Raw genomic sequence first — 12,853 nt, 5'->3', positions numbered from 1 at the left:
ACTTTGGTTATCTTTGCTTACTAATAAAATGAATTATGATGACAATCGATCCATCACAGGTTGCTATAGGAAAATTACATGGTTTAATGCTTGGTGCAATTGGTCCAAGACCGATAGCTTTTGCGAGTACAATTGATTCAAATGGTGTTCCTAATTTATCTCCGTTTAGTTTTTTTAATGTGTTTAGTGCCAATCCACCGATTCTTATTTTCTCTCCAGCCAGAAGAGTACGAAATAATACGATAAAGCATACATTAGAAAATGCAAAAGCTACTAAAGAGGTGGTCATTAATATTGTTAATTATGATATTGTTCAGCAAATGTCGTTATCAAGTACAGAATATGCCGAAGGAGTTAATGAATTTGTGAAATCAGGGCTTACAATGGTTCCTTCAGAGAAGGTTAAGGCGTATCGTGTAGGGGAGTCCCCAGTACAGTTTGAGTGTAGAGTGAACGAAGTAATTCCTATGGGTAATGAGGGAGGAGCAGGTAATCTTATTATCTGTGAAGTATTACTTATGCATGTTAATGAAAATGTACTGGATAAGGATGGTAAAATAGACCAGCATAAGATAGATCAGGTAGCACGTATGGGAGGGAATTGGTATAGTAGAGCGAATATGGGAATGTTTGAAGTTCCTAAACCATTGAGTACAATAGGAATTGGAGTAGATGCTTTACCAGAAGAAATAAGACAAAGCACTATTTTTACAGGAAATGATTTAGGTAAATTAGGAAATGTAGAGGGAATACCTCAAAAAACAGAGGCTATAGCGTTTGTTGATAACCATGATGATATTAAGAATAAAATTCAACAGGTTAACCTAATAGAAATTCATAAATTTGCAAAGCAATATCTAGATCAAGATGATATAGATACTGCATGGAACATTTTAGCAGCAAAATAATAATACAATAAGATGGAAGTACAAGGTAAAGTAAAGATGATAGGTGATACACAAACCTTTGGTAACAATGGGTTTAGGAAAAGAGAGGTTGTAGTTACTACAGAAGAGCAGTACCCACAACATATCATGGTCGAGTTTGTTCAGGATAAATGTGATTTATTGAACTCTTTTCATGTAGGGAATGATGTGAAAATAAGTATCAATTTAAGAGGGCGTGAGTGGGTAAATCCACAAGGAGAAACTAAATATTTTAATTCTATACAAGGATGGAGGATAGAGAGTTTACAACCTGTGGCTCAAAATGCTTCTACTCCTCCACCTGCAGACGCATTCGAACCGGCAAAAGATTTTACAGAAGAGGAGCATGATGACCTACCATTTTAAGACACTAAAATAACCAGCCTCTTAATTGAAAAATATTATAGAGGTGAACAATGCAGTGCTTAGTTTTTAATAAAGAATTGACTAAGCTTGCTAAAAAGTCCGATATCAATAAAATATCGGACTTTTTAATATTATACGCTAAGATTTTTAGTGCTATTAGTAATCGATTTATGTCATATATAGATGATACAACGTAAGATAAACCTTTATAAGTGTATATATTAACAGATATAATAGAGTTTCCACCAGTTTCTTATGCCGATAGTAGTGGTTTATTAGCCTTAGGAGGTGATCTTTCTGTAGATAGATTATTGAAGGCATATAATAATGGAATTTTTCCTTGGTATGACGAGGATCAACCTATCTTATGGTTTAGTCCAGATCCGAGAATGGTATTATTTCCATTAGAATTAAAGATAAGTAAAAGTATGCGTCAACTTATTCGAAAAAATAGGTTTGAGGTAACTTTTAATAAAGATTTTGAAAATGTAATTAAGAATTGTGCTACAATAAACAGAGAAGATCAGGATGGAACTTGGATTACAGGGGATATGCAAAAAGCCTATATTAAGTTATACGAGTTAGGGCATGCAATTTCTGTAGAGGTATGGGATCAATCGGTTTTGGTAGGGGGATTATATGGAGTTTTACTAAAAGATAAAAATGTGTTCTGTGGTGAAAGTATGTTTTCTAAAGTAAGTAATGCTTCTAAATATGGTTTTATTACTTTAGTTAATTGGTTACAAGATAAAGGGGTTCAGATAATTGATTGCCAAGTGTATACTGATCATTTAGCTAGTTTAGGAGCAAGAGAAATTCCTAGAGAAGCATTTTTGAACTACTTAAGATAATAAGAATTAAAAAAGATTATTTTTTTAATATATTTTAGATGAAACTCATGTAAATTAGTGCTACTATAAAAATACTAAACTGATGATTATTCATAATTTAGGATTAGAAAATTCAATTTTAAATCAATTTGTTTTAGAGCTTAGAAGTGTTGATATTCAGAAAGACCGAATGCGTTTTAGAAAAAACATAGAACGTATCGGTGAGATCCTAAGCTATGAACTGAGTAAAACCTTAGCTTCTGATACAAAAACTATTCAAACACCTTTAGGAATAAAAGAGATGCATATCCCAGTAAATAGAATTGTGTTATGTTCAATCCTTAGAGCAGGATTACCTTTGCATCAGGGAATACTGAATTATCTTGATACTGTAGAAAACGCATTTATCTCGGCATATAGAGTACATGAAAATGGAGAGGATGACTTTAAAGTTGTTGTAGAGTATTTGGCTTCTCCTTCAATACAAGATAAAACATTAATTTTAGCCGATCCTATGTTGGCTACAGGAAAAACTTTAGAAAATACTTTTGCAGCATTACAGGAGTATGGAAAGCCAAAACAAATACATATTGTTTCTGTAATAGGATCAGAAGAAGGAGTATCTCATGTAAACAATGTATTTCCAGAAAATACTCATCTATGGATTGCTGCAGTTGATCAAAAATTAAATAATAGAGGTTATATTATTCCTGGTTTAGGAGATGCAGGAGATTTATCTTATGGGGTGAAATTATAAGATCTTTATTATTCCTTATAGTTTTTAGATAATTTTTGTAGAACGCTAATTGCTTTATTTTCATCTTTTTTATCGACAAAAATATGATCATGATAATAACCAGCAATTACATTGCAACTAATCTTATGTTTTGCTAATTCTGTTGAAAAGATAGCTGTAAGACCTATTGCATCCAAAGAAGAATGAATTTCTAAGGTTATCCAAGAAGCAATATATTTATAAGGAAGATTAAAGAATTCTGCTTTTTTACGATTAAGTATAATAGTTATTCCTTCTGGTTCTTTAAATTCGCTAATAATATCTTCTCTAGGGATGTAATCTACATTTTTTACTGTACAAAAAACAAATTCACCAGTCTGTAGTACAGGAGACATATTTTTAATTAAGATTGTTAGATTAGTTTCTCCTCCCATTATTGATGTTTTTGGATGATATGTAATGCAGAATAAATAGTTTTTGAATATGAGAGATCAAACTTCATTATATCTAAAACAATTTACCTCATGATCATTAACCATACCTGTAGCTTGCATAAAAGCATACATAACTGTTGATCCTACGAACTTAAACCCTCGTTTTTTTAAATCTTTACTAAGCTTGTCTGATATTTCTGTTGTAGCAGGAGAATCTTTATAACTCTTCCAATTGTTTTGAATAGGTTGGTTATTTACAAATCCCCAAATATAGGTATCGAAACTACCAAACTCTTCTTGTATTGTTATAAATTTTTGGGCATTGTTTATTGCTGAATTTACTTTAAGTTTATTACGAATAATCCCTGCGTTTTGTAATAATTCTGCTTTTTTTGATTCGGTATAATTAGCAATGATTTTGTAGTCAAAATGATCAAAAGCGATTCTGAAATTTTCTCGTTTTCGTAAAATAGTAATCCAGCTCAATCCTGCCTGAAAGGTTTCTAGAATTAAAAATTCAAATAGAAGTTGATCATCATGTACAGGAACTCCCCATTCATTATCATGATACGCTTCATATAATGTATCACCAACACACCATCCACACCTATGTTTTTGCATATTAAATTTTTATTTTATAAGTTTAAAAATACTGTTTATTTTTAAAAGGAGATTAAACAATTAGGAAGTAGTTTTTTGATTCTTTCTTTTTCTGTATCAGGAAAATTATTTCCTGATAAGTGCAATTTTTTTAGTTTTTTTAAATCCCCAATAGATTCTGGTAAAGAGGAAAGCTTATTGTTATCAATGTAGAGTTGTTGTAAGCTTTTTAACTTATTGATAGTTTTAGGGAGTTTTATAATATGATTATAGGATAAAGAAAGTGTTTTTAACTTTTTTAATTTTTCAAAAGATTTTGGTAATTGATGAAGTCGATTGCTAACTAAATATAATTGTTGCAGATTTTTTAAATCCCCTATAGATTCAGGGAGTTCGGTTAATTCATTATCAGAAAGATATAAGATGTCAGTGATTTTTTTATTGCGTAATGCTTTTTGCAAGGAGTAATAGCTATTTTCAAAATTGATGTCACAGTTTGGTAACATTTTTTTACTGCTTTCTTTTTCAGCATTAGATAATTTATTATCAGATATATTTAGACTTCTGAGGTTTATAAGATTTTCTAAGCTTTTTGGAAGTTCATTTATTTTATTAGAATTTAGATATAGGAGTTTTAGATTAGAGAGTTCTCCAATAGTTTCAGGAATTTGCTGTAGTTTGTTTTTTTTACAAATTAGCCATTCTAATTTTTTTAGATTTCCAAAAGATATAGGTAATTTATCTATTTGATTATTTGATAAGTCAAGAGCTTCTATATTTCTTAAATTTCCAAATGTTTTTGGTAAACTAGAGAGTTGATTCTTTTCTATAAGTAGCTCTTGTAAGTTAACTAAGTTTCCAAAATTATCAGATAAGTTGCTAAGTTGATTCTGTCTTAGATCTAATTTTTTTAGATTAGTGAGGTTTCCAAAAGATTCAGGAAGTATCTTAATTTCATTGCTTTTTAGTAATAACCAACCTAGTTTTTTTAGATTTCCAATAGACTCTGGTAGTGTATGAATCTGGTTTTCTGATAACAAAAGAATCTCTATGTTTTGTAGTTCAGAAAAAGAATCTGGTAGTGTACTAAGTTTATTCTTTTTTAGATTAAGAGTTTTTAAATTTTTCAGATTTCCAAAAGACACAGGTAATTCGCTGATTTTATTTTTTTCGAGATTTAGATATTGTAGTTTTTCTAATTGCATTATATCTTTAGGGAGTATAGTTAAGTTAGTGTTACTTAGGTTTAACTTATATACTCGTTCTTTGTTATCTAGAGCTTTTTGTAGGGAAGTATATATTTTATTCTCCTGAGCATTTAAAAGGATACATCTTATAAATATAATAACTATAGTAATTATTCTTTTCATACACATAGGTTTAGGTTAAATACTAGATTATTATTATTTTAAGTACTTAGGTAAAATAATACGATTCATAAATCATGCCTTTTATTCAAACCCTTTGATAGAAATATCATTTGTACTACTTACTAAATATAAAATTTATACGAAGGATATCCTATTTATTTTAGTAGATAGTATGCTTATAGAGTTTGATATAATTATAACTACAAAGATTGATATTAAATAACAGGTATAGTACACTGTAAATAGTGAATTAGCTTTACTATTTACAGTGAGATATCAGGATGTAGTAGTATTAATTTTGTAAGCTTTAACAATAGCTTTCGTCATATTACATGTGATCTAAATTTTTTAAACTAAGATTAACTTACAGATCTTAAGATTAGTATAAAATAGTGTTAGCTTTATTAGTTGTTAATTGATTGTAGTTTGTACATTTTAATAACAGTAAAGTTAAGCTATTAAGAAAATATGATTTTAATTTTTTAAACTAATAAACTTATGGAGTCTACTACGATGACAGTATCTCAATTAATTGAACAAGGAATTGCTAATTCGTATACATATGATGAATATAGAAATTTGGTTAGTGAATTATTGATAGAAGGAAAATCTACAGGAGATGAACAGTCAGAATCATTAACAGAATATAGTAATCTTAATGATCGTAGGATGAAACGATTGGATAAGACATTAAAAATAGAAGAATCGATTAAAGAATCTTTTGTGAATGCTAATACAAAAGTAGTATGGATCGTATTAGCAGAGGGTTGGTGTGGAGATGCTGCTCAATCATTACCCATGATTAATAAACTAGCGGAATTAAATACAGGAATAGATTTAAGAATTGCACTAAGAAGTGATCATAGTGAATTGATGGATAATTTTTTGACTAATGGAGGAAAAGCAATACCTAAATTAATAGTATATAATATCGAAAACAAAGAAGTAATACACTCTTGGGGACCTAGACCATCTATAGCTACTCAAATGGTAAATGAATATAAAAGTAAACATGGAGGACTAGATGCTGAGTTTAAACAAGATTTACAAGTTTGGTATAATAAGGATAAAGGGAAAAATATAGCCGCAGACTTATTAAGCTTATTGTAAAATATATATAATACAGGTCTCTATAATTTTGTCTACACAAAATTATAGAGACTATTTAGTCTCCATAGTTAAAATAATAGGTAATAGATCCTTCTTGTTTCTCTATATCAGAACGAGAAAATAGTGCATGTCTTGCATAGTCTAAAGCATTGTCAAATAGGCATTCGTTTCTGGTGGTAGAATTTTTTTTATCTACTTTAGTATTGATTACATACCCGTTTTGATTAACTTCGATTTTTACAATTACTTTTCCACTTCCGTTACAGGTATATACAGGATTAGGAAGGTCAATTGATGTTCTATCTTTTAGACTAAAAGATAGAGAGGTATTTTTATTATTTGCTTCTTTATTTTCTATTTCGGGTTTTGATTTTTTTTCACTTTCTGTCTCTTTTTTTTTGTCAATAAGCGCTTCTCCTTCGATAACTTTTTCTTCCTCGCTTTCTTCAGCAGAAGTTTCGCTTTCAGTTTCTGTTAATGATTTTATACGTTCTTCAAATTCATCAGGATCTTCAAAATCTTCATTATAAGCAGAGTGCGTTCTTTTGGAGGCAATTAGATTTCGTTCTTTTTGAGCTATAGGATCTTCTTCAGCTTGTTCTTCTTCTTTTAGGAGAAATTCTTCGGGGATTTCCATCAATATTTCAGACTGCTTCTTTTGCTTATGCATCATATTGATATTATAAAGACTTAGAACAACAATTCCCATCAACATTGATGTGATAATCAGGGCTTTATGTTTATCGATAAATTCCATAGGTATTTATAACTGGTTTTAGTCTATATTATTTCATACAGACTTGATTTTTGATTGCAACTCATTTTCAAAAGACTCAATAGTAGTTGCATTTTTAACATTAAATGAGCCTATTTTGGTTCTTCTTAAAATAGTTAAATGAGCTCCACTTTTTAAGGCTTTTCCAAAATCATGTGCTAGTGATCGAATATAGGTGCCTTTACTGCAGACTACTCTAAAATCTATTTTTGGGAGTTCAATTTTAGTAATTTCAAATTCGTGTATTGTTATTTTACGAGAATCAATTTTTATTGTTTCACCCTCTCTTGCATATTCATATAATCGTTTTCCTTCTTTTTTTAAAGCAGAAAAAATAGGAGGGTACTGGTCTATTTCTCCAGTAAAATGAGACGTAGTATTTAAGATCATCTCTTCAGTAATATGATCAATAGGGAATTTCTGATCGATTTCAGTTTCCAGATCATAAGAAGGTGTGGTTGCACCGAGTGTAATTGTTCCTGTATATTCTTTTGCTTGCCCCTGAAATTCTTCAATACGTTTAGTGAATTTTCCTGTGCAAATAATCAATAATCCAGATGCAAGGGGATCAAGCGTTCCTGCATGTCCTACTTTTATTTTTTTGATATTAAATTGTTGTCGAATAAGCCAACGCAATTTATTTACCACTTGAAAAGAAGTCCATTGTAATGGCTTGTCGATCAAAAGAATCTGACCATTTTTATAATCTTGCTCGGTTAGCATTTATAGATAGGGCTATTTAGTAAATTGCCTTGGAATAAACCCGTAAGGCATTCGGTTGAAAAATATTTTTGATTTTGAGACAAACTTCGGAGCATTAAAATCTCGCTTAGTGAGTAAAAGCAAAACCAATAGCTATTAAACCAATAATAACACAATATACAGCAAAATAAGTTAGTTTACTCTTTTTTACTATAGAAATCATCCATGTGCATGCAAAGAGTCCTGAAACAAATGCTGCAATAAAACCAAATGCTAATGATATACTGTTTTCTGAAGAAAAAGTAAGATCTCCACCGAGTATATCTTTAGCTATTTTTCCGAGAATTAAAGGAATAACCATTAAAAAAGAAAACCGAGCTGCTTTAGTTTTGTCATTTCCTAATAGTACTGAGGTAGAAATCGTAGCACCACTTCTAGAAATTCCGGGGAGCATAGCGATTGCCTGAGCAATACCAATCACAAGTGCATTAGAGTTACTCACAGGTTTTGGAGTGTTTTTAGCTTTATCGGCAAGCCATAATAATAGTGCAGTAACGAGTAGCATAAAGCCAACAAGCATAATATTACCACCAAAAAGTTGTTCTAGCTGTTCTTCAAAAAATAAACCTACGATAACCGCAGGAATCATAGAAATGACAATTTTTATCGAAAAAAGAGTCTCTTCATTCTTTTTAAATGTAAATAATCCTTTTATCATCTCTAGGATATCTTTTCTAAAAATAACTATAGTACTCAGAGCTGTTGCAAAATGAAGTACTACTGTAAAAAGTAAAGATTCTTCGGGAACACTATTGTCTCCTAGAATAGCTTTACCTAACTCTAGATGACCGCTGGAAGAAACTGGTAAGAATTCGGTAAGTCCTTGTATTATACCTAAAATGATTGCATCAATAATTTCCATATAGGATTTTCTTAAATTTGATGTAAATATATAATTACCATAAAATAAAATGTAGAATTACGATTTTTTCTTCTTATCAGGATTCAGTAAAATAGCATATACCTCAATACCAAAACCAATTAAAACAATAGTTGGTGCCAATCGAATTCTTCTAAAATTATAGATAGCAGGATTAAAAACATTAGGATCATCACTTCCTCCTCCAGCCATAAGGATAAAACCAAGGCCGATTACAGCTAATCCAATAGCCATGACAATGTAATTTTTCTTTCCAAAAACAAAATCAGGACGGGAAGGACTATTTTTTTTAGGTTGCTCTGTTGTATTCATTAGTATCAATTATGTGTATTCGGAACTAGTTTTTAAAAGAAATACTATAAACGATATTTACTTTTTTAATCCTTAGATTCGTTTATTTCATTAAATAGTACTTCATTATCAATCATCAATCGGGATATATGCCCCATATTTTTATCGCGAGTAAATATAGTCCATCTTTTTATGACAGACAAAGTAACTTTTTTATTAAGAATATTAGAGCGTAATTGATCTATAATTAAGTTATGTTGTAACCCTCGGTTAATATAGTAGTAGTGTTTGTCATTTTCTAGAGTAATGATAATATCAAACCCTGATCCTTCCTTAATGTCTGTTACCATACCATCAACCTTCATAACATCATCAGGCTGTACATTACGTACAGGGCGGAATGTCTGTATCACTATAACTATAAATACAATGAAAAGTACAAAAACAATCGAAAACCATATTTTACCTGCTTTACCCATTTTGAAAAATGTTATTATATGTTTAGTTACTGATGTATATGTGTTCTAGATTTTTAGAGTTAAAAATTAAAAACATCAAAATGCATATTTGAAATTAGATATTATGTTATTGTAAACTTTGTATTTCTCTAAACAGCGTTATACCTTCTTATTGTTACTGAAAATCAGAAAGATAATTGATTTTAATCTTTTTTTTCACTACAACTATAATCATTATAATTCGTTTTATAACAATAGGACTCTATTTTTTGAGTTTTATATCCTTAAAATCTTATAAACTAAAAGATTAAATAAAAACCCCAAAATTATGAAAAAAATCATTTTACTTGTATTTATATGGACATCATTTGTTCATGCACAATACCCGGATAATCCAACATCAAACATTCCATGGAATTCCGGAGAAACTACTATCCAAGATATTCAAAAAGCATTTAATTATGGAAGAGAGCAAGAAAGCCTTCAACTAGGGATATCATTACCAATGATTACTCTGCCTTTATCTTCGAAATGGGATATTATGTCAGATAATGAAAAAGCACTATGGATAATAAATGAAGAACGTATAGCTAGAGGAGTTACAAAATTTTCTGGGATCTCTGAAGAAGCCTCTGAGATAGCAGGTAACTATGCTAAATATCTAGGAGATAATGACGTTTTTGGACATTCAGAAGATGGAAAAAGCCCATGGGAAAGATTAGATACAAACCCTACTATAGCTGCCTGTAATGATGGATCACAGGTAGTAGAAAATTTAAATGTGGCCGCAAGTAGTAGTGGATTTCCTAAATTTTCTGTCGTTAAAGCAATCTACGGGTGGATATATAATGATAAAAGCTCAGCATGGGGGCATCGTCATGCTTGTTTACGCTCTGACTTTAAAGATAATGGAGGGATACAGAATGAAGAAGGACTTATCGGTATAGGAAAAGCAGAGGTCAGAAATTATAAAGGGCCTTTTTCTAATCGTTGGGATTATGTTACCATTGTAGTATATAATGTTTTTGATCCTTGTGCAACATGGAATTATAATACAGACATACCAAAAGATGTAGTTGCTCCTTCTGCTCCTGCAAATCTTACTATTACAAACGTAAGCCATGCAGAAGCAAATATAAAGTGGGATGTTTCTACAGATAATGTTGGAGTAGCAGGGTATAAAGTATATGTAAATGGAATTGAAAATGTAACCGTTGCAACAACAACAGCTTCTTTAAAAAACTTAACTCCAGAAACAGCTTACGAAGTTTACGTTACTGCTTATGATAAAGCAGGAAATGTTTCAGAAATTAGTACCAAAGCTAATTTTACAACGAATATGGCACCAGACTGTACTGAAATTGTAGTAGCTATTACTTTTGATAACTATGCTTCAGAGACTAGCTGGGAAATAAAAAATAAAAATGAGCAGGTCGTACTATCAGGTAGTGGATATCAAGACAATACTTCTGATATATCTAAAACTACATGCTTGGAAGAAGGAGTGTATACATTTACTATTAATGATTCTTATGGTGATGGAATTTGTTGTACCTATGGAGAGGGATCTTATAAAGTAACATTAAACGGAATCGCTCTTGTATCTGGAGCGACGTTTACATCATCAGAATCTAAAGAATTTACTATTGGAAAAACATTGCCACCACCAATTCCATTAAATCTGGTCGCATCTGATGTTAAAAGTAATACGATGATTCTTTCTTGGGAGGTACAGGGAGACCTTACAGATTTTACTACTTTCGAAATATATAATGGTAGTGAAATAATCAAAAGTGTAAATGGAATTAAAATTACGACACTGAATGAACTAACACCAGAAACAATATATAATCTTTCTGTAAGAGCAAAGAATGTTAAAGGGGATCTTTCTGAATTTTCTAATACAATAAACATAAGTACCTTAAAAGGTAATGATAATGGTATTTCTGACGAGATGCTAGAGTTATTCGCGTTAGTAAATCAAGCAAGAACAGCAGGTGGCAAACAACCGCTAAAGATAAATACTAAATTAACTGCAGCAGCAGAGTTTCATGCAAATGATATGAATGATAATAACTTTTTCTCACATACAGGATCTAATGGGTCAAATGCAGCAGAAAGAATTGATGCTCAGGGATATGATTGGAACAGCTATGGAGAAAATATAGCACATGGACAGCGTAGTGCTCAAGAAGTACATGATACCTGGATGAATAGTGAAATACACAGAGGTAATATATTAGATAGTGATTATACAGAAATAGGATTGGCACGAGTAGCAAATCTTTGGGTTCAGGTATTTGGAAGATCTTCAAATTCTTCTTTCTCATATGATAATGCTATGTCAGTAAATAGGTCAGCAGAGCAACAACTAGATATGTACCCTACTTTATTATCAGGTGATCAAAATCAAGTTAATATAGTGGGTAATACTGATTCTACGGTATATAAAGTATATAATATGGCAGGTAGAATAATGCAACAAGGAACAATAAAAAACGCTAGTATAGAAATGGATGATTTATTATCAGGAGTATACTTGGTTAATTTTATAATGAATAATAAAACGATTACTAAACGATTGGTAAGAATGTAAATCGTAAATATATATTAATTTAATCCCTCATTGAGGGATTATTTCCCCGTATTCTATGATTAAAACAAACTTTATACGGATATTTTGTTTATCTATTATGCTGCTGCGTATTTCATAAAACCCACGTAGGCTTGCCTCGATATCAAAATATTTTTTTCGGAACCATACTTAGTGAGCTTGCTCCGAGGTTGTTGATTAAATCAGGCTCTTAATTTTTTTAAGAGCTTGATTTGTTTTTATGATATTCACTTATGTTTTTACTACATATCACTAAAAGTATTCCTGTAATAATAAAGGGAATACTCAATAATTGTCCCATTTTCTATAAATGTTAAGACTTAATAACCCATCGCCTAAACCGTATGGATTACCAAGATTATCTTTATATAGTAATAATCTCGTATTCATTGCTGTTGTACTATAAAATAGTTCTATTTTTTCTTCTAAACCATCAAGATCACTCGCAATAATAGGTTTATTTCCTGCAAATTGATAAGGAGTATACCATGGAAAAGATTTAAACAAAGAATCCGTACTTAAAAACTTCCCTAACCTAGGATTATATACTCTTGTCCATTTCTTTACCATTAAAACCATAGTGGTAATCTCCAGAGTTCCCGTGCCTGTTGGGTAGAAGCATACCGCCAGGAAAGTAGACAGCTTTTCTAATCTTTCTAAAGGAACGTTTTCAGATAAATAAACACGTTTAGCAACTCCAT

15 protein-coding genes are annotated in these 12,853 nt (G+C 30.8%); 6 read left to right on the top strand and 9 right to left on the bottom strand.

Annotated elements, in window-relative coordinates; translation table 11 throughout:
* Window positions 1-35 precede the first annotated feature (35 nt).
* The 4 genes from N456_RS10940 to upp all read left to right on the top strand — a co-directional run bounded on the left by N456_RS10940 (window position 36) and on the right by upp (window position 2,879).
* Entirely contained in the window at window positions 36-908 is an 873-nt protein-coding gene (locus N456_RS10940; protein ID WP_062056814.1) for a flavin reductase family protein, read from the top strand.
* Window positions 909-920: 12 nt separating this feature from the next.
* Complete coding sequence (locus tag N456_RS10935; RefSeq protein WP_062056812.1) at window positions 921-1,292, top strand: DUF3127 domain-containing protein; 372 nt, start codon at window positions 921-923, stop codon at window positions 1,290-1,292.
* Between the two features lie 212 nt (window positions 1,293-1,504).
* Window positions 1,505-2,143, top strand: a complete 639-nt coding sequence (gene aat, locus N456_RS10930) for a leucyl/phenylalanyl-tRNA--protein transferase (RefSeq protein WP_062056810.1) — start codon at window positions 1,505-1,507, stop codon at window positions 2,141-2,143.
* A gap of 82 nt (window positions 2,144-2,225) precedes the next feature.
* Window positions 2,226-2,879, top strand: coding sequence for a uracil phosphoribosyltransferase (gene upp, locus N456_RS10925; RefSeq protein ID WP_062056808.1), 654 nt, complete (start codon window positions 2,226-2,228; stop codon window positions 2,877-2,879).
* Window positions 2,880-2,887: 8 nt separating this feature from the next.
* On the opposite strand, the gene N456_RS10920 is transcribed toward upp, so the two are convergent.
* Genes N456_RS10920 through N456_RS10910 form a run of 3 tightly spaced genes read right to left on the bottom strand, consistent with a single transcriptional unit; the run spans window position 2,888 to window position 5,262 of the window.
* On the bottom strand, window positions 2,888-3,292 hold the full coding sequence (locus tag N456_RS10920; RefSeq protein WP_062056806.1) for an ACT domain-containing protein: 405 nt from the start codon (window positions 3,290-3,292) through the stop codon (window positions 2,888-2,890).
* 57 nt (window positions 3,293-3,349) lie between these two features.
* Window positions 3,350-3,913: a DNA-3-methyladenine glycosylase I gene (locus N456_RS10915; RefSeq protein WP_062056804.1), complete on the bottom strand. Its 564-nt coding sequence runs from the start codon at window positions 3,911-3,913 to the stop codon at window positions 3,350-3,352.
* A gap of 41 nt (window positions 3,914-3,954) precedes the next feature.
* Window positions 3,955-5,262: a leucine-rich repeat domain-containing protein gene (locus N456_RS10910; RefSeq protein ID WP_062056802.1), complete on the bottom strand. Its 1,308-nt coding sequence runs from the start codon at window positions 5,260-5,262 to the stop codon at window positions 3,955-3,957.
* A 498-nt stretch (window positions 5,263-5,760) separates the two neighbouring features.
* On the opposite strand from N456_RS10910, the gene N456_RS10905 reads away from it, so the two are divergent.
* Window positions 5,761-6,372, top strand: a complete 612-nt coding sequence (locus tag N456_RS10905) for a thioredoxin family protein (RefSeq protein ID WP_082422506.1) — start codon at window positions 5,761-5,763, stop codon at window positions 6,370-6,372.
* A 55-nt stretch (window positions 6,373-6,427) separates the two neighbouring features.
* Here the strand turns inward: N456_RS10905 and N456_RS10900 are convergent, their stop codons facing one another.
* From N456_RS10900 to N456_RS10880, 5 genes are all read right to left on the bottom strand, one after another.
* A complete protein-coding gene (locus N456_RS10900) occupies window positions 6,428-7,129 on the bottom strand; it encodes a hypothetical protein (RefSeq protein WP_148639292.1) in 702 nt (233 codons plus the stop codon).
* A gap of 33 nt (window positions 7,130-7,162) precedes the next feature.
* Window positions 7,163-7,870: a tRNA pseudouridine(55) synthase TruB gene (truB, locus tag N456_RS10895; RefSeq protein WP_062056798.1), complete on the bottom strand. Its 708-nt coding sequence runs from the start codon at window positions 7,868-7,870 to the stop codon at window positions 7,163-7,165.
* 106 nt (window positions 7,871-7,976) lie between these two features.
* Window positions 7,977-8,771, bottom strand: coding sequence for an undecaprenyl-diphosphate phosphatase (locus N456_RS10890; protein ID WP_062056796.1), 795 nt, complete (start codon window positions 8,769-8,771; stop codon window positions 7,977-7,979).
* A 57-nt stretch (window positions 8,772-8,828) separates the two neighbouring features.
* Window positions 8,829-9,101, bottom strand: a complete 273-nt coding sequence (locus N456_RS10885) for a DUF3098 domain-containing protein (RefSeq protein ID WP_062056794.1) — start codon at window positions 9,099-9,101, stop codon at window positions 8,829-8,831.
* Between the two features lie 65 nt (window positions 9,102-9,166).
* A complete protein-coding gene (locus N456_RS10880) occupies window positions 9,167-9,559 on the bottom strand; it encodes a hypothetical protein (RefSeq protein WP_082422505.1) in 393 nt (130 codons plus the stop codon).
* A 307-nt stretch (window positions 9,560-9,866) separates the two neighbouring features.
* Between N456_RS10880 and N456_RS10875 the strand changes: the two genes are divergently transcribed.
* Window positions 9,867-12,134 (top strand): CAP domain-containing protein, encoded by a 2,268-nt coding sequence (locus N456_RS10875; RefSeq protein ID WP_062056792.1) that lies wholly within the window; start codon window positions 9,867-9,869, stop codon window positions 12,132-12,134.
* A 303-nt stretch (window positions 12,135-12,437) separates the two neighbouring features.
* On the opposite strand, the gene N456_RS10870 is transcribed toward N456_RS10875, so the two are convergent.
* Window positions 12,438-12,722 carry a hypothetical protein gene (locus N456_RS10870; protein ID WP_062056790.1) on the bottom strand — a complete coding sequence of 95 codons (285 nt, stop codon included), beginning with the start codon at window positions 12,720-12,722 and terminating at the stop codon, window positions 12,438-12,440.
* Between the last annotated feature and the right edge of the window lie 131 nt (window positions 12,723-12,853).

The organism is Aquimarina longa SW024 (genome assembly GCF_001401755.1).
In the GTDB taxonomy this organism is placed as follows: Bacteria; Bacteroidota; Bacteroidia; order Flavobacteriales; family Flavobacteriaceae; genus Aquimarina; species Aquimarina longa.
This window is presented reverse-complemented; position numbering and strand designations above follow the sequence as displayed.